The organism is Segatella oulorum F0390 (assembly GCF_000224615.1).
Lineage (GTDB): Bacteria > Bacteroidota > Bacteroidia > Bacteroidales > Bacteroidaceae > Prevotella > Prevotella oulorum.
Genome location: NZ_JH114215.1, coordinates 317,747 through 340,006, shown reverse-complemented (window position 1 = coordinate 340,006; position 22,260 = coordinate 317,747). Strand labels below are relative to the sequence as shown.

General features: G+C 45.5%; 23 protein-coding genes. 11 read left to right on the top strand and 12 right to left on the bottom strand.

What is annotated here, in order from left to right; translation table 11 throughout:
* Nucleotides 1-28 precede the first annotated feature (28 nt).
* From HMPREF9431_RS01435 to HMPREF9431_RS01400, 8 genes are read left to right on the top strand one after another with little or no spacing between them, the layout of a single operon-like run.
* A complete protein-coding gene (locus HMPREF9431_RS01435) occupies nt 29-520 on the top strand; it encodes a DUF6452 family protein (RefSeq protein ID WP_036902211.1) in 492 nt (163 codons plus the stop codon).
* On the top strand, nt 471-1,157 hold the full coding sequence (locus tag HMPREF9431_RS01430) for a DUF6048 family protein (protein ID WP_004379281.1): 687 nt from the start codon (nt 471-473) through the stop codon (nt 1,155-1,157). The genes HMPREF9431_RS01435 and HMPREF9431_RS01430 overlap by 50 nt, the downstream gene beginning before the upstream one ends.
* The gene (locus tag HMPREF9431_RS01425; RefSeq protein WP_004379279.1) at nt 1,147-2,184 is read left to right on the top strand and encodes an FAD:protein FMN transferase; all 1,038 of its coding nucleotides are present in this window, start codon (nt 1,147-1,149) and stop codon (nt 2,182-2,184) included. Before HMPREF9431_RS01430 ends, HMPREF9431_RS01425 begins: the two co-directional genes overlap by 11 nt.
* Nucleotides 2,185-2,191: 7 nt before the next feature.
* Nucleotides 2,192-2,878 carry a Crp/Fnr family transcriptional regulator gene (locus HMPREF9431_RS01420; protein WP_004379278.1) on the top strand — a complete coding sequence of 229 codons (687 nt, stop codon included), beginning with the start codon at nt 2,192-2,194 and terminating at the stop codon, nt 2,876-2,878.
* A gap of 14 nt (nt 2,879-2,892) precedes the next feature.
* Nucleotides 2,893-5,028: a M3 family metallopeptidase gene (locus tag HMPREF9431_RS01415; RefSeq protein WP_004379276.1), complete on the top strand. Its 2,136-nt coding sequence runs from the start codon at nt 2,893-2,895 to the stop codon at nt 5,026-5,028.
* Complete coding sequence (locus tag HMPREF9431_RS01410) at nt 5,025-5,477, top strand: deoxycytidylate deaminase (RefSeq protein WP_004379274.1); 453 nt, start codon at nt 5,025-5,027, stop codon at nt 5,475-5,477. Before HMPREF9431_RS01415 ends, HMPREF9431_RS01410 begins: the two co-directional genes overlap by 4 nt.
* Nucleotides 5,458-7,113, top strand: a complete 1,656-nt coding sequence (locus HMPREF9431_RS01405) for a S41 family peptidase (RefSeq protein WP_004379272.1) — start codon at nt 5,458-5,460, stop codon at nt 7,111-7,113. The genes HMPREF9431_RS01410 and HMPREF9431_RS01405 overlap by 20 nt, the downstream gene beginning before the upstream one ends.
* The gene (locus tag HMPREF9431_RS01400; RefSeq protein WP_004379270.1) at nt 7,110-7,664 is read left to right on the top strand and encodes a 5-formyltetrahydrofolate cyclo-ligase; all 555 of its coding nucleotides are present in this window, start codon (nt 7,110-7,112) and stop codon (nt 7,662-7,664) included. Before HMPREF9431_RS01405 ends, HMPREF9431_RS01400 begins: the two co-directional genes overlap by 4 nt.
* Before the next feature lie 1,158 nt (nt 7,665-8,822).
* On the opposite strand, the gene HMPREF9431_RS01395 is transcribed toward HMPREF9431_RS01400, so the two are convergent.
* Together HMPREF9431_RS01395 and recF are read right to left on the bottom strand one after the other, a co-directional pair.
* Nucleotides 8,823-9,113 (bottom strand): DUF721 domain-containing protein, encoded by a 291-nt coding sequence (locus tag HMPREF9431_RS01395; protein ID WP_004379268.1) that lies wholly within the window; start codon nt 9,111-9,113, stop codon nt 8,823-8,825.
* Nucleotides 9,106-10,215 carry a DNA replication/repair protein RecF gene (gene recF / locus HMPREF9431_RS01390; protein WP_004379266.1) on the bottom strand — a complete coding sequence of 370 codons (1,110 nt, stop codon included), beginning with the start codon at nt 10,213-10,215 and terminating at the stop codon, nt 9,106-9,108. Before recF ends, HMPREF9431_RS01395 begins: the two co-directional genes overlap by 8 nt.
* 165 nt (nt 10,216-10,380) lie before the next feature.
* Between recF and HMPREF9431_RS01385 the strand changes: the two genes are divergently transcribed.
* Genes HMPREF9431_RS01385 through HMPREF9431_RS01375 form a run of 3 tightly spaced genes read left to right on the top strand, consistent with a single transcriptional unit; the run spans nt 10,381 to nt 11,943 of the window.
* A complete protein-coding gene (locus HMPREF9431_RS01385) occupies nt 10,381-11,079 on the top strand; it encodes a tetratricopeptide repeat protein (protein ID WP_004379265.1) in 699 nt (232 codons plus the stop codon).
* Nucleotides 11,079-11,555: a 6,7-dimethyl-8-ribityllumazine synthase gene (gene ribH / locus HMPREF9431_RS01380; RefSeq protein WP_004379264.1), complete on the top strand. Its 477-nt coding sequence runs from the start codon at nt 11,079-11,081 to the stop codon at nt 11,553-11,555. Before HMPREF9431_RS01385 ends, ribH begins: the two co-directional genes overlap by 1 nt.
* Before the next feature lie 7 nt (nt 11,556-11,562).
* On the top strand, nt 11,563-11,943 hold the full coding sequence (locus HMPREF9431_RS01375) for a hypothetical protein (RefSeq protein WP_004379263.1): 381 nt from the start codon (nt 11,563-11,565) through the stop codon (nt 11,941-11,943).
* A 124-nt stretch (nt 11,944-12,067) separates the two neighbouring features.
* On the opposite strand, the gene HMPREF9431_RS01370 is transcribed toward HMPREF9431_RS01375, so the two are convergent.
* Genes HMPREF9431_RS01370 through HMPREF9431_RS01325 form a run of 10 tightly spaced genes read right to left on the bottom strand, consistent with a single transcriptional unit; the run spans nt 12,068 to nt 22,252 of the window.
* Nucleotides 12,068-12,676 carry a sugar transferase gene (locus HMPREF9431_RS01370; RefSeq protein ID WP_004379262.1) on the bottom strand — a complete coding sequence of 203 codons (609 nt, stop codon included), beginning with the start codon at nt 12,674-12,676 and terminating at the stop codon, nt 12,068-12,070.
* Nucleotides 12,677-12,685: 9 nt separating this feature from the next.
* Nucleotides 12,686-13,939: a glycosyltransferase family 4 protein gene (locus HMPREF9431_RS01365; protein WP_004379261.1), complete on the bottom strand. Its 1,254-nt coding sequence runs from the start codon at nt 13,937-13,939 to the stop codon at nt 12,686-12,688.
* A complete protein-coding gene (locus HMPREF9431_RS01360; RefSeq protein WP_040560641.1) occupies nt 13,906-14,586 on the bottom strand; it encodes an HAD family hydrolase in 681 nt (226 codons plus the stop codon). Before HMPREF9431_RS01360 ends, HMPREF9431_RS01365 begins: the two co-directional genes overlap by 34 nt.
* Entirely contained in the window at nt 14,576-15,541 is a 966-nt protein-coding gene (locus HMPREF9431_RS01355) for an ATP-grasp domain-containing protein (protein ID WP_004379259.1), read from the bottom strand. The genes HMPREF9431_RS01360 and HMPREF9431_RS01355 overlap by 11 nt, the downstream gene beginning before the upstream one ends.
* A gap of 29 nt (nt 15,542-15,570) precedes the next feature.
* Nucleotides 15,571-16,677: a glycosyltransferase gene (locus HMPREF9431_RS01350; protein ID WP_004379258.1), complete on the bottom strand. Its 1,107-nt coding sequence runs from the start codon at nt 16,675-16,677 to the stop codon at nt 15,571-15,573.
* A 5-nt stretch (nt 16,678-16,682) separates the two neighbouring features.
* Nucleotides 16,683-17,645, bottom strand: a complete 963-nt coding sequence (locus HMPREF9431_RS01345) for a hypothetical protein (protein WP_004379257.1) — start codon at nt 17,643-17,645, stop codon at nt 16,683-16,685.
* 3 nt (nt 17,646-17,648) lie between these two features.
* Nucleotides 17,649-19,100: an MBOAT family O-acyltransferase gene (locus HMPREF9431_RS01340; RefSeq protein ID WP_004379256.1), complete on the bottom strand. Its 1,452-nt coding sequence runs from the start codon at nt 19,098-19,100 to the stop codon at nt 17,649-17,651.
* 14 nt (nt 19,101-19,114) lie between these two features.
* Nucleotides 19,115-20,002, bottom strand: coding sequence for a glycosyltransferase family 2 protein (locus tag HMPREF9431_RS01335; protein ID WP_004379255.1), 888 nt, complete (start codon nt 20,000-20,002; stop codon nt 19,115-19,117).
* Nucleotides 19,999-21,117 (bottom strand): acyltransferase, encoded by a 1,119-nt coding sequence (locus HMPREF9431_RS01330; RefSeq protein ID WP_231287683.1) that lies wholly within the window; start codon nt 21,115-21,117, stop codon nt 19,999-20,001. The genes HMPREF9431_RS01335 and HMPREF9431_RS01330 overlap by 4 nt, the downstream gene beginning before the upstream one ends.
* Nucleotides 21,065-22,252: an EpsG family protein gene (locus HMPREF9431_RS01325; protein ID WP_004379253.1), complete on the bottom strand. Its 1,188-nt coding sequence runs from the start codon at nt 22,250-22,252 to the stop codon at nt 21,065-21,067. Before HMPREF9431_RS01325 ends, HMPREF9431_RS01330 begins: the two co-directional genes overlap by 53 nt.
* Between the last annotated feature and the right edge of the window lie 8 nt (nt 22,253-22,260).

Here is a 22,260-nt window from a genome sequence, read left to right as displayed (position 1 = left end):
AAGTATAACAGATTACCAACAAAAGAAGATGAGATTACATCATAAACAAGCCTTGTTTGCACTCTTATTAATGCTGTTTTGCATCGCCGGATGTTCAACCATTGACTGTGGTATCAACAATAGTGTGTACTGCAAATATAAACTTGCGGGAGATGTTACAACATTAAATGACACCCTAACCATCACAGCCGACTTGCACGATGGCAATGATTCGGTCATCATCAACAAGGCCCAAAAAACAGATAGCTTTACACTCCCCATGAGCTATCAACAAGATGAAGATGTGTTCTATTATGAAGTTGCCAATCCATCAAACCGCTATCGTGACACAGTGAAAATCAGGAAAACGAATATTCCACACTTTGAATCGGTAGATTGCAACCCTATGGTTTTTCACCATATCACTCATGTGAGCCATACGAAGCATGCCATCGATTCGATTATCATTAACAACCCTAACGTAACCAATAATGTTACAACGAGCACTTTCCTCATTTATTTTAAAAATCATAGCCATTAGCCTGAGCCTATGCGCAGCAGAACCATTGCATGCGCAAAAGAAAGCAGCAGCAACAGCAATCGACTCCATACCCTTTTTCAACGGGATTGCTGTTTCAGCCGACCTCATTGGCCCTGCACAACTCATGATAAGTAGCTATGGTCAGTATCAAGCTGCGCTGCGAGTGAACCTCAAAAATAAATGGTTTCTGGTAGCAGAAGTGGGCTATGGAAAGGCATATGCTGATGATGTTTCTACAAAATTGAGTTATCAGACAGGGGCTCCTTATGGCCGTCTCGGTATGGATTGGAACATCAACAAAGAAAAGAACGACAGCTATCGCATTTATGCAGGCTTTAGATATGCTTACACTTCATTCAAATATGACATTGACAGTCATGGTGTAATTGACCCCGTGTGGAAGAAACCCGCCGATTTTTCGGCACACCATCAACAAGCATCGCAGCACTGGTTGGAATTGGTCTTTGCCTTAGATGCTAAATTATGGGGTGCACTGCGCATGGGATGGAGCGTGAGATACAAAAGAAGACTCTTCCACCAGCAACAGGAGATTGGTGAACCTTGGTATGTTCCGGGTTTCGGACGCAATGGAAACAGTCGCTTGGGTGGCGAATTTAATATAACCATTGAACTATGAGAAAAGGAAAAAAATATATCTTCAGGCGGCATTCCTACTCTTTTTAATCATAGGAACCGTAGTCATCATACGGCAGCAACGAGACGTTCCTTATCAAACCAACAGGGGCTTCATCTTCGGAACCATTTATCATGCGACGTATCAATATGATAAAGATTTGAATCAAGAGATTGTCGCAGCTTTAAACCGCGTAGATGAAGAGTTCTCAATGTTTAATAAAAAGTCGACCGTCACTCGATTTAATGAAGGAAAAAAGATAGTGGCTTCACCCATGTTTGTCAACTTATTGCAACTTTCACAAACAATACATCAAGCAACAAATGGGGCATTTGACATCACCGTTGCACCACTTGTTAATGCATGGGGCTTTGGATTTAAACATCAACAACTGCCCAATCAACAACAGGTTGACAGCCTACGCAAGTTCATGGGCATGCAATATATTTCAGTAAACCATGTGGATGGCAAAACCATTGTTTCTACAAAACACCCCCATCTCATGCTCGACTTTAGTGCGATTGCCAAAGGTTATGGCAGCGATGTTGTGGCCGATTTGATGAAACGCCACGGCATAAAAAACTATATGATTGAGATTGGTGGAGAGATTGTGGCCAGTGGCTTAAATGAGAAGCGCCTGCCTTGGAAGATTGGCGTGACTAAACCCAACGATAATAAGACCGAAGAAAACGAAGAATTGCAAACGGTTTTGAACATTACCAACAAAGCGATGGCTACCAGTGGCAACTATCGCAACTTCTATTATCGCGGGAAAAAGAAGTTTGCACACACCATAGATCCACGCACAGGCTACCCCGTTCAACACAGTTTACTCTCGGCTACTGTCATTGCTAACAGCTGTGCCGAAGCCGATGCCTATGCAACAGCTTTTATGGTGATGGGCGTTGAACGTGCGAAAGAAGTGCTCAAACAGCATCAGGAGCTCATGGCCTATTTCATTTATGTGGGACCTGATGGTAAGAATCAAGTGTGGTTTTCACCCAGCTTGGAGAATAAGATAGTAAAATAGAAAGACGATGGGAAACGACCTACAACTCTACAAGCAACTGTTAAGTTTGCCTTTGTTCCAGGGATTGAGCAAAGGAGACTTAGAAGAGGTCGTGACGCACACACGATTGGGCTTTGAAACGTATAACGAGGGGCAATACATCGTGCAAGAAAACGCACCATGCCACCAATTGATCTTCATTCTAAAAGGCGACTTCGAGGTTGAAACCATTGCGGCCAATCACAGCTATTCGATTACCGAGACACTGCATGCACCCGAATTGTTGCAACCCGAACGCTTATGGGGATTGATGCAATTCTACACCAAGTCGTTTCGTTGTAAAACGTCATGCCAAATACTCAGCATAGAGAAAAGTGAGATGATGAAGCTTTGCGACCAATATCTCATTTTCAGAATGAACTTATTAAATCTCCTTAGCACGGCGACACAACGAAGTGAACGTAGGCTCTTGCGCCTACATTCGGCCAATCTTGAGCATCGGATTATATACTTCTTTGCCGATCGCTGCCTACGCCCTGCCGGCGCGAAAACAATTAAAATTAAAATGACACAGTTGGCTTCAGAAGTTAATGACAGCCGTTTAGATGTGTCACGGGCGCTCAACAACCTGCAAAAGAAGGGGTTTATCAATTTAAGAAGAAATTACATAGAGATTAAGAAACTGGAAGAAATACTCCAGCATCTTGCAGTTTAAAATAAAACAACAACATGAATAAAACAGACACTCATGCCAAAAGAGTAAATCCTTTCTTTGAGGATTATGGCACACTTCATTATACGGTTCCTTTTCATAAGATTAAAACGGAAGACTACGAAGAGGCGTTTATGGAGGGCATCCGCCGTGATGATGAAGAAATCGACAAGCTCATTAATGACCCAGCCACACCAACCTTTGAAAATACAATTGCCAGAGTTGATTTAGAGAAAGGCGAACACTACTACGATTTGTTGGATAGAGTGTCGAATGTCTTCTCGTGCATGCTGAGTTCTGAAACGAATGACGAGCTTGATGCATTGGCACAAAAGCTTAGCCCGATACTTACCAAGCATGCCAACGATGTGAGCTTAAACGAAAAGCTCTTCAAACGCGTGCAATATGTCTATCATCATCATCGCGAACTAACGCCCGAAGAGCAAATGCTGCTCAACAAAAGTTATGACGGATTCGTGCGGAGTGGTGCTCTGCTGGATGAGAAAGGGAAAGAGAGACTGCGCCAACTCACGGAAGAGGCAGGCATGCTCACGCTTCAATTCTCACAAAACCTATTAAAGGAGACGAAAGCGTTTGAACTGCATATCACCGACAAAGTACAATTAGAAGGACTACCCGAAACGGCCATAGCAGCAGCAAGTCAGGCGGCAAAGGAAAGGCAACTGAAAGGCTGGCTCTTTACGCTTGACTTCCCAAGCTACAGCCCTTTCATGACCTACGCCAAGAGCCGCGCGCTACGCCAGCAGCTTTACATGGCCAGAAACACGCTGTGCACCCACAAGAATGCAGAGAACAACGTCGAGATTTGCAAGCGCCTGATTAACATACGCCGCGAAATGGCTCAGCTCTTAGGTTTTGAAACCTATGCCGATTACGTGTTGCAACACCGCATGGCCAGCAACATCAACAACGTTTACCAATTACTCGACTCGCTACTCAAGGCCTACAAGCCCACGGCATTGCAGGAGGTGACGGAGATTGAAGCCTTAGCAAGAAAGGAGGAGGGTGCTGATTTCAGCTTGCAGCCGTGGGACTTCGGCTACTATTCACATCGCCTCCAAATGGAGAAATATCATCTCGACGCCGAGATGCTGCGCCCTTACTTCGAGCTTTCCAAGGTCATTAAAGGGGTCTTTGGATTGGCCACGAAGCTCTATGGCATCACCTTCAAGGAGAACAAGGACATTCCCGTATACCATCCCGACGTGAAAGCCTATGAGGTGTTCGACAAAGACGGCTCGTACCTGGCCGTGCTCTACACCGATTTCCATCCGCGAAAGGGGAAGCAGGGCGGTGCCTGGATGACTGAATTTAAAGGGCAATGGATTGACTCCAAGGGACGGAACAGCCGTCCGCACGTGAGCTTAGTGATGAACTTCACAAAGCCCACGCCCGAGAAGCCAGCCCTGTTGACGCTGGGCGAGGTAGAGACCTTTTTGCATGAGTTCGGACACTCGCTCCACGGCATGCTTGCCAACACACGCTTCGAGAGCCTCAGCGGCACGAATGTGTGGTGGGACTTTGTAGAGCTACCTTCACAATTCATGGAAAATTACGCTGTCGAGAAAGCGTTCCTACGCACGTTCGCCATCCACTTCGAGACAGGGGAACCCATCCCCGACGAGCTCATTGCGCGCATCATCAGCAGCCGTAACTTTCTGGCAGGCTATGCTTGCTTACGACAAGTGAGCCTTGGTCTTTTGGATATGGCCTACTACACACTGAAACAGCCCTTCGATGCCGACATCATAACCTTCGAGAAAGCCGCGTGGAGGGAGGCCATCATTACAAAGCAACTGCCCGACACCTGCATGACCGTGCAGTTTAGTCACATCATGGCCGGAGGCTATGCCGCCGGCTACTACAGTTACAAATGGGCCGAAGTGTTGGACGCCGATGCCTTTAGCCTGTTCAAGAAGCATGGCATCTTCGACCAAAAGACGGCGCAGCGGTTCAGAGACAACATCCTGTCGAAGGGAGGAACCGAGCATCCCATGACGCTGTATAAGCGGTTCAGGGGGCAGGAACCCACCATCGACGCGCTGTTAGAAAGGAACGGCATCGCCGCGCCATGCACCGAGAAACAGGAGGCAGAAGGTGAGGGGCAAACCATAAGGAGCACAAAACAATGAGCAACAACAAGCAACGAACATTAGACTATCGCTATTTGCGCATGGCCAAGATATGGGCCGAAAACTCCTATTGCAAACGCAGGAAGGTCGGCGCCCTGGTGGTGAAAGACCAGATGATCATCAGCGATGGCTACAACGGTACGCCCAGCGGATTCGATAACGTTTGCGAGGATAGCCGCGACCTGACCCTCCCCTACGTGCTGCACGCCGAAGCCAACGCCATCACCAAGCTGGCACGAAGCAGCAACAACAGCGATGGGAGCACCCTCTACGTCACCGCTTCACCCTGCATCGAATGTGCCAAGCTCATCATCCAGGCAGGCATCAAGCGTGTTGTTTATGCCGAGAAATACCGTTTGGAAGACGGCGTCGCACTCCTGCAACGTGCAGGAATAGAGGTGATCTACCTCAATGATAACAAAGAAGACAATGGAACAGAAGAGAACTAACCGCTGGATGCCCATCATCATGGCCACTTGTGTCATCCTTGGCATCTTCATCGGAACATTTTACACCAGCCACTTTGCGGGCAACCGCCTCAACATCATCAATTCGGGCAGCAACCGGCTCAACAACCTGCTGAACATCATCGACGACCAATATGTCGACAAGGTCAACATCGACTCACTGGTGGACTATGCCATCCCCCAGATACTCTCGGAGCTCGATCCCCACTCGGTCTATATCAACGCCAAGGACGTGCAGGCGGCCAATGACGACCTGCGCGGTTCGTTCTCGGGTGTCGGCATCGAGTTCACCATCAGGGAAGATACTATCCACGTGCAGAACGTCATCAAAAATGGACCTGCCGAGCGAGCCGGTATCCTCGCCGGTGACAAAATTGTCAGCGTGGACGGTAAGCCCTTTGTGGGGAAGGTAGTAACCAATGAAGAGGCACAACATCGCCTGAAGGGACCCAAAGACACCAAGGTGAAGATTGGCGTCATCCGCTATGGCACCAAGACGGTAAAAACCTTCACGATCACGCGCGGCGAGATTCCGCAAAAAAGCATCACGGCAGCTTACATGGTGGATGCCACAACCGGCTACATCCGCATCAAGAACTTTGGTGAGACCACCTACCCCGAACTGCTCATTGCCCTGGCCAAACTCCAGCAGAGCAACTTCAAGGGCCTCATCATCGACCTGCGCGACAACACCGGCGGCTACCTCAACAGTGCCGTACAGATAGCCAACGAGTTCCTGCCCAAGAACCGGCTCATCGTCTACACGCAAGGACGCAAGAGCCCGCGCGAGGACTATCGCTCGGATGGTCGCGGAAGCTATCAAGGCATGCCGCTGGTGGTGCTCATCAATGAGGCTTCAGCTTCGGCGGCCGAGATTTTCGCCGGCGCCATGCAAGACAACGATCGCGCCACCATCATTGGCCGACGCTCCTTTGGCAAAGGTCTGGTGCAGCAGCAGATTGGCTTCAACGACGGCAGCATGATTCGCCTCACCATCGCCCGCTACTACACCCCTTCCGGGCGCTGCATTCAGAAGCCCTACATCAGCGGCGACGCGCAAGACTACCAGCAGGATCTGCTCATGCGCTATCAGCACGGCGAATTCTTCTCGCAAGACAGTATCAAGCACCGCGGGCCTGCCTACCACACGCGCTTGGGCAGGACCGTCTATGGCGGAGGGGGCATCACACCCGACATTTTCGTTCCCGAAGACACCCTCGCCATGACGTCCTACTTCAAGCAAGCGGCCATGAGCGGACTCATCCTCCAATTCGCCTTCAACTACACCGACGACAACCGCCCCAGGCTGGCACAATATCGCACACTTGCCGAGCTAAGCAGCTATCTTGCCAAGCAAAACCTGGTCGAGAAGTTTGCCGCCTATGCCGACAAGCGCGGGTTAAGGCGACGCAACCTCATGATTCGCAAGAGCCACAGGCTGCTCTATCGCTATGTTGCAAGCCGCATCATCTACAACATGCTCGACGAAGAGGCATGGAACGCCTACGTCAACCGGGACGATGAGGTGATTGCGAAGGCGTTGCGTGTGTTTAAAAACCATGCGGCCTTTCCACGAAAACCGCAGGCTGCACCCAAGTCCCAACCGGCCAGAAAATGAGCAACGAACGCACGCAGAAAGCACAACTGCGACAAGAAATGGCACAACGCAAACGACGCTTCAGTCCCGAAAGGCGGCACGAAGCGTCGCTTGTTTGCATGCAGCAGCTGCTCTCCCACCCGCGCATCAGGCAAGCCCGCACGCTCCTACTCTATCATGCCATGCCCGACGAGGTGGACACACGCCCACTCATCCGGCTGTTGGCACAACAGATGGACAAAACGGTGCTGCTGCCCGTGACGCTGCCACAAACACTCGAACTGCGCCGTTACACAGGCGACGAAAACCTGCAAGCAAGCGGAAAATACCACATCATGGAGCCCACCGGCCCGCTGTTCACCCAGCACGATACCATCGACGTGGTGGTGGTGCCCGGCGTCGCCTTCGATGCGCAAGGCCGTCGGTTGGGCCATGGTAAAGGCTATTACGACCGCTTACTGGAGCAGCTGCCGCAGGCCTACAAAATAGGCCTCTGTTTTGCATTTCAAATGGTTGGGCGCGTGCCCACCACGCCACAAGATGTCGCCATGGACGAAGTGGTGCACGACTAACCGTCACAACTTCTCTGTCTGCGCACATCGCGCACACAGCCTTTCCATAAAGGTTTTCCATCCTCCCCAACTGCGCATTCAACATCAACCTAAACGTTTTCCGTCCGCTCGCATCACGCGCACAACCTACATCTAAAAATTTTCCAACCTCCACAACTGCTCGCACAACCATCACGATGAAAAACACCACAACGCCATGCAAATTGCAAACTATTTTTGCTATCGATTGAATATATCTTCGGAATAAATATTGCCGCTCGTGCTACCGTTTGGATATGTCTTTGGCTCGGGTAGTCACGTTCGTGCTACTGTTTGATACTACTTTGGCTCGGGTAGTCACGTTCGTGCTACCGTTTGATACTACTTTGGCCAAGGTAGTCACGTTCGTGCTACCGTTTGATGCCACCTTCGGCTCAGGTGGCAACGTTCGTGCTACTGTTTGATACTACTTTGGCTCAGGTGGCAACGTTCGTGCTACTGTTTGATGCCACCTTTGGCTCGGGTGGCAACGTTCGTGCTACCGTTTGATGCCACCTTTGGCTCGGGTAGTCACGTTCGTGCTACCGTTTGATGCCACCTTTGGCTCAGGTGGCAACGTTCGTGCTACTGTTTGACACTACTTTGGCTCGGGTAGCAACGTTCGTGCTACCGATTGATGCCACCTTTGGCTCGGGTGGAAACGTTCGTGCTACCGATTGATGCCACCTTCGGCTCGGGTGGCAACATTCATGCTACCATTTGATGCCACCTTTGTCTCGGGTGGCAACGTTCGTGCTACTGTTTGATACTACTTTTGCTCGGGTAGTCACGTTCGTGCTACTGTTTGATGCCACCTTTGGCTCTGGTGGCAACGTTCGTGCTACTGTTTGACACTACTTTTGCTCTGGTAGTCACGTTCGTGCTACCGTTTGATACTACCTTTGGTTAAAATATACGAATAAGTGTGATAGTTTACTTCGCCATTCACCTATTCCATCATTGTTAGTGTTGTGTTTTGCATGGCGTTTCACCTATTATATAACCGACAGTGTGACGGTTTGCGTGGCATTTCACCTATTATATAATAACCGTGTGTCGGCTTGCATGGCGTTCCGTGCTCCGCATGAGCATTCGAGCCATCGTTTGCATCAGCATGATGAAAAGCGGGAACAGAAGTGGTTAATAGAAATGGATGTCGCTGATGATGTAGCCACCGACAGCGGCATTGAGTTGCTGCACCAGACGCTGCCGCATCATGCTCAGGTCCTGCCGAAGTGCCGGGTTAAGCACTTTCACATACAACGTTTGGTTTTTTATGAACCGCTCGCCGGTGAGGCGTGCCACCGTTGCGCCTGCTACCGTCGGCCAAACATCCAGCAGTCGCTTCTGCTTCAACGGAGTTTCCAGCCCTTCGTTGCGCAGAAAGGTTTGCAGCAAATCTCCTAAGGGTTTTACATCGCGCTTAAACATGGCTTTCGAGGGTTACGTTGCCGTGAACCACGGCGTAAAGGTGATAGTCGAAATTTCCTTTGCCCAAAATCATGTCCAGATGCGTGCGATTGGTGTCGGTGATGAAGATTTGGCCAAAGGCTTCACCGCTGACGAATTGGATGATGCGCTCCACGCGTCCGGCATCCAATTTGTCGAAGATGTCGTCGAGCAGCAACAGCGGTTTCTGCTCGCCCGACTGCCGGTGCAGGAAGCTATACTGCGCCAGCTTCAAGGCCAAGGCAAAGGTTTTGTGCTGCCCTTGGCTGCCCTCGCGCTTCATGGGGAAGCCGTCCAACAGCATTTCTAAATCGTCGCGATGGGTGCCGTGGAGTGAATAGCCCACGGCCAAGTCTTTGTAGCGGTCACGCTGGATGGTATCCAACAGCTCTCCGCGCTGCCCATGCGAAACGTAGCGCAGTCCCACCCGCTCGCTGCCGCCCGAGATGTAGCTGTAGATCTCTTGGAACACCGGCACCAGCTGGCCGACAAAGGCGGTGCGCTTTTGATAGAGTTCGGTGCCATGCGCAGCCATCTGCTCCTCCCAAATGCTGAGCAACGCCGTGTCGGCCGCCTCGCCCTGCTTGAGCATTGCATTGCGCTGCTGCAACGCCTTGTTATAGGCCATGAGCGATTCCATATAGGCGTGATCATACTGTGAAATCACCACGTCCATCAACCGTCGGCGCTCTTCGCTCCCACCCTCGATCAATGCAGCATCAGCGGGCGAGACAAACACCAGCGGAATGAGCCCTATGTGCTGTGCCAAGCGCTTATATTCCTTCTTGTTGCGCTTGACATGCTTCTTCGTTCCGCGCTTCATGCCGCAATAAATGTGCTCTTCATCGCCCTGGTCAGAGCGGTAATCCCCCTCCAAGACAAAGAAGTCCTCATCATGCCGCATCACCTGCGCGTCAATCGGATTAAAGGCACTGCGGCAGAACGACAGATAATAGACGGCATCTAAAATGTTGGTCTTTCCTTCGCCGTTGTTACCAATGAAACAGTTAAGTTTCGGCGATAGATCAATCGTTGCAGTCTGGATGTTCCTATAATTTAAGATGGACAATCTACGTAATATCATATTAGTGTACAAAGTTATGGGTTTATCATGAATAACGAAAAAAAGAGGCCATAAATTTCACCAATTGAGATTATTTCAGTAATTTTGTGACTGCCTTTCTTGCGCACCTTTCTGGACGCAGATACGCTGAGAACAGAATACAAATAGAAAAGACAGAATAAACAAATGACAAACATCAAAGAACAAGGAGCACTCGAGAATGGGGCGCTCATGAAGTCGGAAGCTTTCGCTATGAAGTATCGGAAAGCCATCATCATCGCAGTTGCTGCCATCATCATCGCAGTGGTGGGCGGATTTCTCTACAAGGCCTATGTTGCACAGCCGCGCGAGGAAAAAGCAAGCACGGCCTTAGCAAAAGGGCAGGAGTATTTTGATGCCGAGCAGTTCGACAAAGCCTTAAAGGGTGACGGCGCAGGCTACGCAGGCCTATTGAATATCATCAGCGACTACAGCAGCACCGATGCGGCGAACTTAGCCAACCTATATGCAGGGCTTTGCTATGCCAATTTAAACAAATGGGACGATGCAGTGAAGTATTTAGATGCCTACAGCCCGGCAGACGATGCCATGGTTAGTCCCGCAGCAATCGCGGCGCTCGGCAATGCTTATGCCCACGTAAACCAGCTCGATAAAGCCATCGATAACCTGGAAAAGGCTGCTGAGATGGCCGATAAGCAAGCCAAAGACGGCGTCAATAACTCTATCGCTCCCACTTTCTATCTGCAAGCCGGCATCCTGTTGGAGAGCCAAGGTAAGAAGGACAAGGCGCTGGAACTCTACCAAAAGATTAAGGCTAACTATGTAAACGCACAGCTCGTGCAAAGCCAAGAGATAGATAAATATATCGAAAGAGCTTCACGATAATGGCAACAGCATTACATCATCTCTCGGATTATGACCCAGCTACCGTTCCCGATGCCAGCAACATGTGCTTCGGCATCGTGGTGGCTGAATGGAATCCTGACATTACTGGCGCCCTCTTATCGGGCGCTATGGCAACACTAAAACAGCATGGTACGCTGCCCGAGAATATACATGTGAAAACTGTCCCGGGCAGTTTCGAGCTCATCTATGGCGCACACCAAATGGTGTTGCATGGCGGTTATGATGCTGTTATCGTGTTAGGGAGTGTAATCCGTGGCGAGACTCCCCACTTCGACTATATCTGTCAAGGTGTAACGCAAGGCATTGCCCACTTGAATGCCACACAGGAAATCCCCGTCATCTATGGCCTTCTCACCACCAACGACCTGCAACAAGCACTTGATCGCTGCGGTGGGAAATTAGGGAATAAAGGAGATGAGTGTGCCATTGATGCGATAAAAATGGCCAAATTCTAATCAACAAATGAAACTCTACCAATTAATACAAGCTTATTCGTTCGACGAGCTCATGCCGGTCATCAATGAAATGTTCCCCGGTACGGCCAAATACCGCGAACCATTAAAGGAGGCTTATACCATATTGGAATCGCTTCGTCCCGTGAACTCTTCCAAAAGCATTCGTTACAAAATCATGAAAGGAAACGGAGACGAGCAATATATGGGGGCCGAAGATGCCAACTTTAGAGGCAACTGGGAAGTGATTATCGGTAAAGATGTCTCGCGTGAGAAAGGAGTTGATTTGAGTGATATAGAACTCTTGGCCAACTGTATCGTTAACATGTGCTTCATCAGCAACTACCCCAAACGATTTGAGCAAGCACATCAAGCGCTCTTGCAAGAATAGGACGAGGGTTTAGAATACGAGTATAACTCATGCAACGCGATGGGAACAGATTTTGTTTCCATCGCGTTGCACGACTTTAGGCACCTTACGCTTTTAAAAAGCAACAACTCCTGCAACTGATAGGTTAATTGTGCCCATTGAATGGCTCCATCGTTGCCGAGCCCTCATGTGCAATACCATCCCGTTTCAATACACTTTTTATCGTCAAAGCAACCACCTTACAATCGGTAAGGAACGATAAATGGTCGACATACCACACATCATAAGCAAACTTTTCACTCCAAGTGAGTGCGTTGCGACCATGACATTGCGCCCAACCTGAGATACCAGGTCTGACTTCATGCCGGCGTGCCTGTGTTGCATTATACAATGGTAGATATTGAACCAACAAAGGGCGTGGCCCTATTAAACTCATATCGCCTTTCAACACGTTCACAAATTGCAATAATTCGTCCAAGGAAGTAGACCGTACGAAAGCACCAACACGTGTAATCCGCTCGTCATCAGGCAATAGATGACTGGCTGCATCGCGTGCATCAGTCATCGTTTTAAACTTGATCACCTTGAATATCTTCCCCCCTTTCCCCGGACGCTCCTGTAAAAAGAATGCTCCAGCACCACGATTAGCGAAATGCAACCACACTGTAAGCAACAACAACAATGGTGACAAACAAAGAAGCACCAAAAACGAAATCACCACATCTAAAAAGCGTTTGAAAAATTTCCGATACATAAGTCTTCTTTAAAGTGATTGATAGCATTGCAAAACAGCCTGCCAAACATGCTCGCGCTTATAACGCGTAACAATTTGTTCACGTGCGTTATGCGCCATACGCCCCACGTCATCAGGATGATTTATAAACCACTCCATCGCATGATAGAGCGCATTTTCCATCACTGTACCTCCGGATTTGGTCAACAGTCTTCCCTCATCTGAAAGTGGAGCTACAATGATTTTCCCGTTCAAACCATCCTTGATAATTTCATTACATCCATTGATATTGGTCACAATAGAAGCCAAATCCAAAGCACCTGCTTGCAAAGGAACATTGGGAAAGCCCTCCCGATAGCTGGGAAAAACCAGAGCATCGGCTGCTAAGAGATAAGGGCGTACATCGTTTTGCCAGCCAACCCACACAATATGGGGATTATTTTTAATCTCGTTTTCAGCCACTTCGCCTACAGCATCCCCCGACTCAAAACTCCCTACTATAAGGAGCTTTGCCTGCTGATAACCATTCACATGCAATCGATTTAAGGCGTGAAGCAACTCTATAATTCCTTTATCTTTCACCAAGCGACCTACAAAGACGAAAACAAAATCATTGAGATTGAAGCCTAAAGTCGCGCGAATTGAAGCACAATCTGGTGCACTTTGCTCCGTCATTTCCATGCTTTTACTAAAACGATGATCATGTATAAGATCCGCTTCTGTCCTGCTCACTGAAAAATAGTCAGTATCAATTCCATTGATATTTCCATTTCCCAAAACAGCAAGCGGCTTCTTCGTGATACCATCAACCTGCAATGTGTGCAACACTCCGTTCCCTTCAGGAATCACCTTCGTCGCGAAAAGACAGGTAAGCCGTTCCATTGTTTTTAAAACGAAACGCAACATGCCGTTGGCACCTTGATAACGTAGGCCTGTAACGGTGTATATACGATGGGGAACCCCCACCACTTTCCCAGCAATCATCGCCAACAAAGACCCCTTTGGTGTGTTGGCATGCAAAATATATGGACGTTCCTTTTTAAAAAGCTTTATCAGACACCACAAACTTTTAACATCCGCAAAGGGACGGATTTCACGCTCCATGGACACATTGATTACACGAATTCCTTCACGCTTAGCCAAGTCATGGAGCACCCCTGTATCGGCAGAAACACCCACAACCTCATAATATTGATTGAGGAATTTCAACTGTCCCACCAATAAGTTATAAAGCGATATGTCGACCGTTGTCAATCGAATGAGTTTTCGTCTATGAGCTTGCATAAATCTTCTATATGATGTATTTTGTATTGGGGTAAACAGCTTTCGTCAACATTAAACTGCTGAGAGTGGATATTCTGCCCGTCATCCAACAAGCAAATTGTTATCCATCCCAAAGCATTTGGCCATGCAAAATCTTTTTTAGGATTATCGCCTACATAGAATATTTCACTATTTTCGCCATAGCGTTGCTGCACATCCTGGAACGACTTTCCCTCTGTTTTTTCTGATCCAAACGCTTCCGAGATATAAATATCTTGCTCCTCAAAATACTTTTTTATCCCTAATGCCGCTATTTTATTTTGCTGTGTTAAGGTTCGTCCGTCAGTAATTAATCCCATTCTGATGCCCTTTGCATGCAAGTGTTCTAAAGTGTGTTGCGTTTCAATGCTTAATGTAATCTGTGGAACGTGTGCCCGATAATGCAACAATAAGTCTTGTATCGTCAAATCATGTAAGGAATGAGATGCTAATAAGCACTGGAAGACATTCTCACTAGCCTGCCAATAGCCCATCATCTCTGCATAAATTCCTTGCAAATGATAATTTGTTTCAATAAAAGAAGCTATCTCTCGGTAGGCCGATTTCAGAAAATCGACTTCATGATAGAGTGTATCATCCAAATCAAAAAAAACGACTTTATCCTTCATGAACGATAATTTCGCGGTCATAACGCAACATCAGCGTATGGTTTTTCCAATTATCTTGATACGTTATTTTCTCACCTAAACAATACTCTCTCAACATAAATTCCGCAAAATTTGCCCCAGCATAATAACTTAACGGGTAGCCACCGCCAAAACGAGGATTAATTTCTATACCATAAACACGCTCATCAGCCTCACGATAGAACAACTGAATACAAATGCACCCCACAACGCCAGGCAAATAATTCATGCGCTTTTTGAGGAATGCTACTAAACTGTTTTTTTGCGTAATGCCTTTATTGATTTCGCCAGCACGAATCTTTAAGCGTTCCCGCGGTACAATACTCTTCACTTGATGATCGCCTCCATAATACATATCCACCGTAAATTCTTTAAACTCTTCGGGGTTGATATACTCCATAAAAATAAGCTTTTCATCAGCCAACAGCTCCGAAGTCAACTCCTCTTGATGACGGATGACATGAAGGTTAGTACTTAAAGAACCATCGTAGGGCTTGGCAAAAAGGGGGAATGTTGGGTGAAACTTATCTATTTCTCGAGGCACATCAATCCCCAAATCAGCAAAGAGTTTGGCTGTCTTTCGTTTATCCCGACACTTTGAAATAAAACTTTCATCCGACACCATCACACGAATGCCTGCTGCAGCAAATGCTTCTTTGTGCTGTGCCAGTATTAAAAGTTCTGTGTCAATCGTCGGAACAAGGATACTTATATCATGTAATTGACATAGTTCTAACAAGTGTGTGATGTAAGTAGGAGCGGTACATCGCTCTACTTCAAAACAACCATCTGACACATATCCCGCAGGTGCCATTCGCGGATTCATATCCGTTGTAAACACTTTTCCTTCAAGATGCAAAGTAGCGAGTGAATTTTTAAAAATCTCTGTCAACACAACACGCTGACCGGCAGATGTAATTAATATGTTTCTTTGCATTGCTGTATTGCTTATTTTATCGTTATTTGTCATGCTTTGCACAACGTTAAATATACTTGGTTGTATGCTCTGACCATCTCGTTAATATCAAACTGTTTCGCACGTTCATAACAACGCTGGGCTATCTGCTTATAATAGGCATCATCGGTTGCCAATCGCTGAAGAAGAGCAGCCAACTGTTTTGCATCTTCATGTGGAAACAATAGTCCCCAATCCTTTGTCACTTCGCGTAAACCATTCACATCACTTGCAATGAAAGGCTTACCCGCCGACATCCCTTCAACATTACTAAGACTCAGACCTTCCCAATGAGAAGACATCACAATAATATCGGCCGCTTGCAACACCTGCGGAATATCAGTACGAATGCCCAAAAACCTTACATAAGATGCAACACCTAAAGTCTCACTTAACTTTCGCACTTCCTCTAAACGTTCACCCACTCCAGCAAACCATACTTCATACGCTGTTTTAGGAAGCAATGCTAAAGCTCGTACAAGCGTGTCTTGATCCTTTTGTTTCCTGAAGGCCGCTACCATTAATAGGACACATCTTTGTTCCTTTACTTTCACCAATTCCTGGCACGGTTCAGCCGCATGAATCGCCTCAACATCAATACCATTGTTAATCGTTGAAATGCGTTTATAAAGTGAAGATGCAGAACTATTCCAGCCTTTCCCCATATACTCACGTAACTTCTGAGCAGCAATATCGCTAATACAAATAATATGCTGATAACGATGATACATCCATCGTTCTATAGGACGATACCACCTCCAATTCCGTTTCCTGTTTGAAGTGTTATGTTCTGTCGTACATAAAAAAGGCTTATGCCACAAACTGGCTAAAGCAACAAACAACTGGGGTGACGAATTATGCGTGTGAACAAGATCATAATCACGCATCATCCGCATCAATTTAAAGATATATAAAGGGTTATAATAGCCCGTCCCTAAAACAAAAAGGTTTGTTTGTGGACATTGTTCCTTTAATCGTTGCATCAAAGGGGTTTCATTACCATTAAAAACACAAAGGTCAACTTCGTGTTCCAAAGCCTGCAAGCGAGGTATCATATTAACCAATAAGGTTTCAGCCCCTCCCATTTCCAATGAGGTTATGACTTGTAAGATACGCATTTTGATTATTTTTTACGAAAAGAAGAATGTAACAGAAGCTTCAGATAACCTGCTAAACGCTGCGAATTTACAGCAACTCCCTGTGCATTGAGATGATAGGTTGTGTTATAAAGCAAACTATCGGGATAAGCTAAACTATCGGGGGAGACCGCATAGGCACAACCTGCAGCGGCCAAACTCCGCTTAATCTTAACAATTTGCTTATGATTTAGCGCTACCATATTCTTGCTGGTTATCGGAGGGAAAAAGATGACTCGTACACCCCTCTCTCGTAAATGATGTACTTGGTTTAACAAATGTTGGATGTAACTTGCATTATAGTCACCAAAAATAGGATAGGCACCTATATTATTAATATTAGGTGGAAGTGTTCTATGTGATACTTCATCCCCCCATTTATTAAATCCGCTCATCTTATACTCATACACATTTCCTGCCGGCTTAAAGGCGTGAAGCAACTTAAAATAAGTCCCCTTAACAGCTATCTGTAATGTTGTTTTAAGAAAACCTAAGCTGACAACGCCAAGCTGTTTACCATTCAAAAGCCATGGTTTAAAATCGCTTAAATAGGGCAAATAGCCAGCAGTTTCTGGATTTCCATAAGCATTATCACTATAGAAATGATCGTATTCGGGCATTAAAATCACAATATCTCCTTGACGGAAATAAGGCTCATAGCTATCAAAAATATAACGCATTCCCAGACCAGCAATAAGCCCTGCATTAAAAACCGGAAGCTTTATACTATCGGATATTGTCTTAGAATCAATACCAAAAGCTACATTACTACCACCCACAAAAATAACTTTTGGAAGGCGGGTCTCCGTTTGAATGAGCTTACCTTTAACGGTAAATTCATTGTTATAATGATCGGTTGCAAGCCAATATTTATTGAGAAGAAATAACAGGCCTACCCAAACAGAGAAGAAAACAATAAAAGAAAAGAGCTTAATTAGTAATGCCTTCATCTTTTAAAAGTTTTGATAAATAAATTGTCCACCTTCTGTTTGAATGTAGAAGAATATAGAGAAAATCATTAAGGTATAGACTGTCCACCGGAAAAAGCGCGATTTCTTCTGCACAAAATCTAAACCATGGTTCTCATTCCTACCCTTCCATTCTATCCCGATGAAACTCAATAGTAGCATAAAAAATACCGGGGGCATCACCATCGTAACGACACTTACCGAACTACTTACGGTGAGATTATTGAACATATAGCCCAGCAATTCACAAGCTTGCGTTACTGACGCTGACCGAAAGAATACCCAACAAATTGTAATCGCAAGGAAAAGAGTGAACATGTGGATGATATTATTGAATGTAAAAGCGACTGGTGTTTGTTTCCATTTCTGCTTACTTTTCCCACCATCTAAGAGAATGGGGATAAACAATGCACCGCATAGAAAGCCCCATACCATAAAAGTCCAATTGGCTCCATGCCATAATCCACAGAGTGTAAACACAATAAGTGTATTCAATATGGTTCGAAATGTTCCACGACGACTACCTCCTAAAGGGATGTAAAGATACTCTGTAAACCAAGATGTGAGCGAGATATGCCACGAACGCCAAAACTCTGCCACCGTTCTTGCAAAGTAAGGAAAGCTGAAATTCCGCATCATCTCTATTCCAAACAGACGTCCTATGCCTATCGCAATATCCGAATAACCCGAAAAATCAGCATAGATTTGGACGGAATAAGCCATGGCTCCCAAAAGGATGACAAAAGTATTTTGTTGCGGATAGGTGTTCCAAACCTGAGAGACGATAAGTGCTAAATTATCGGCAATGACCAATTTCTTGAAAAATCCATATAACATTTGCCGCAGCCCACTAATAAAAAGATCTTGCTGGAAATGCTTTTTTTCTTCTAATTGCGGAATAAACAGTCGTGCTCTATCAATAGGACCTGCTACTAAATGCGGGAAGAAACTCATATAGACAGCATAATTCAATAGAGAAGGGGTCTTAGCGATCGTCCGCCGATAGCAGTCTATGACATAACTCATCGACATAAATAGATAGAAACTCAAACCTATCGGCAACAGCAAACGCCACGAATTCAACCTCTCTGCAGCCGTGAAATGATCGAGGAATGGTGCTATCGTCGTAACAAAAAATGATAGATACTTAAATAAAAACAGTGTAGAGACACTCACTGTCAAATAGCTTCCTACAATGAACTTCCGCTGTTTAATGTGCGTATCGTTTAGCTGTATGAGCTTTTTCCCACAATCATAAGAAAGGATGGTTATAAAGAAAAGGAAGAAAGAAAAGCGCCAATCAAATAAACTATAGAAAATATAGCTTAAAATAAATAATAAATATTTACGCCAAATTCCTCTACGAGAAGGGATACTCCAATAAACCAAGCAGGCTAAGGCCAAACTAACTAAAAAAGAAAACGATTCAAACTGCATTGTTATCCTATCTTTTATTTTAGCAACGATGCTGCACCCACCTGCTTTTTATCACGCCAATGAAGCAGCATGCCTATGAGATAGCACCATCGCCACCCTCCCTTTAAGGTTGTTATCATCACCCGAGAAGGAGCACAGGCTTTGAAACGCCAAAAATTTATAGCTGCTTTTATCTTTTCCTTAAAGGGTATCTTATAGGCCAGCATTTCTGCATACATCATACAAGTGGCTTGTGGTGCTAACATTCTGACACGGATGATGGAAGCTGTTATACCATTGGGCTGATACTCTGCAACATAAATTGGGATATTAAAATAACGGAGTTTATACTTTTGTGCGATGCGAAACCACACTAATTGCTCTGGACAAAATTTTTCATCTTGTATTTCAGGGAAAGGAAACTCCTGCAAAACGGTGGTCTTAAAAACCTCTTTTAGATCCCCATCTACATGGTAGCGATAGCGAATATCCATCGCATTACAATCGATAATATCTTGAGGTAATCCTGTCCCCACAATACGCTCATCATCAAAAACATCTAAGCCTGCAACACCAGCAAAAGTATTATCATCTGCAATCGCTGACGTATGCTGTCCCACTATCGCAACAGATTGTGGCAATAGCCAGTCATCGCTATCGGCAATAAAGATAAAATCGCCCTTTGCCTGCTTCACACCTGCATTCAAAGCACAATGCTTTCCGCCATTTTCCTGCCGATAATATCGAATGGAAAAAGGTGCCGATAGGAAGGTATTACCCGCAAATAAATCAGAAGTTCCATCTGTAGAGCCATCATCCATCACCAACCACTCAAAATCAAAATCGGTTTGGTGTGTCAGGCTTTCAAACAAACGAGGTAACAGATGCGCTCGATTAAATGTGGGGGTTAATATCGTTATCATGAGCGTTCCATTTGCTTCTGTAAGAAATTACAACCTATTTTATAAAGCTGCTGATACAGATATAGTCGGATTTGGTCCAACAAAAAAGCGATTATAAAAATGCTTATAAATAGTAAAGCGATAGAACACGCATAAGAATAAGGGGATAGTTTTGCATCCAAATCTAAAATCAACTCACGGAAAGATGTGTGCAAAACTAAAGGATGTGCATGGAGCAAATAAACAGCCAAGCAAGAAAGTGCGAGCTTATTAATAACCTTGCTCTTCATCTTCAATTGTGAGAAAAACATAAACAAGGCTACAGTTTGCACTATCACTAAAGGATTGGTGTAAGTAAAGAGACGGCCTGCAATGAGGATATTATGCCATGTCAGCCACGAAGCCAAAAGAGCTTGTAGGAAAGCTATCCCAAAGAATAACACTAACCAAGTTTTTTTATCCCATTGTTTGCAAACTGATGCATAATGACGCATATAATAGGCCAAGAGATATAACTCTACAAAAGAAGTAGCCGAGTAGCCGCCTGCAAACCAAATAGCACCATAAATACTCATCCAAGCATATAACGTCTGGAAACTATAAAAGGCAATCAGCACCCCGCGTAGCTGTTTTTCGGAACATCTCTCCGTAAAACTATTCAGCATGGGAGAAAATATCACTAATCCTAAATAGGCTTTCACAAACCAATAGTCGTCGGTATGCCACATAAAAATGGTAGATAGCGCATCGATGTTTCCGTATGTTTGAGGTGAGAGGCACCACAGCACGCCATAAATGAGCATAGCAAAGAATAGTGCTTGAAAACACAAATTACCTATACTTTGCAAGTTTTTCTTAATGCCAAACCATCCCGATATAAAGACAAATACATTCACACAGACGATAGATAACGACTCTAACATGAAACTATTGATGCTCGAAAAAGGAGCATCATGCATGCGCTGATAGCTAAAACCTATTGTCCCAGGATAGATATGCACGATTATCACCATCAGCATCGCTACTATTCTCAACAATTCTATCCCCGATTGTCGAGGCTGTTTCACAGCCGTGCGCACTAAATTATCGATAGAATTTATCTTTGTCATATCGGTAGTCATATTCATATTCATCATACGTTCTATCGGGATCCCGATGTCCGTTAGTCAAAAATGTTTTGTAAGGATACAAAATTTGATAACCACCTTCACCCCAACCACGAAGAATTCGGAAATACAAGAAGAAACTTAAACCAATGAGGAAAAGATGAAAACCACTTAAACTAATAGATTGTGGGGTGGCATTCACTCTGTGTTTTTGTGCTGCAATATTAGCCAATGTGGCCATAATACCGATGGCATAATACCAACTTAAACGTCCTCCATTCTCTGAGCGAATAAATAAAAGCAATACACAACAGAAGAATAGCCCTACATTCATCAACAGAATATGGCGTTTGGTATCTAAGACATATTCATAGTTTCGCAAAATGAGTACAGCAAAAATAACGGCTTCTATCAAATAACCCGGGCGCAAAGAACCTGTACTCTCATTCAGACTTTCGCCACGCGAGTCATCGGCCGCATCACTATAAGTGTTATAAAAGAAATTCGCAACACCCAAAGCACCTAAAAACAAGCAGACGATTAAGACCGTTATCACTACCCCCTTGGGATATTTTTTTACGGGAATAAAATAAAGCGGAAACAGAATCACTCCTGAATTATGCATCGAATAAGCTAACAATACTATCAGTACAAATTTCCAAAAACTGCGCTGATAAGCATAACGAATGGCCAACCAACCGATGCTAAAGCCCATGACCTGACGTAAATAGGTGAACGTGAAGAAAAACAATAGTCCCATGAACATCATGAGTGCCATCAGATTATCGTCAGTATATTCGCTGATTGACACAAATAACAGACCATAGACAATGAGTGTAAAGACGAGAATAAAGATATAACGATTGCTCGTAAAGAGCGAGATGGCCACATTCAACCATCCATACCCCTTCTCACCCTCCCAGTGGCTGAATATCTGTGCATCGTTAAGATAGTCGTGCATCGACGTCTTCCCCACATCAGCCACCTGGTCAAAATACTCGGCATAGATGTAACGATCATAGCCTCCTAACATGTCGGATAATCCTACGAAGAGCCCCAATGCCAACACGATAAAGAAGAAAAGCCGTTTGTCGCAGCCCGAACCGCGATAAGTCAGCTTATAAATCCCTGCAAGAGCGATAAAAAGGAATAAATATAGGAACATTTAAATCT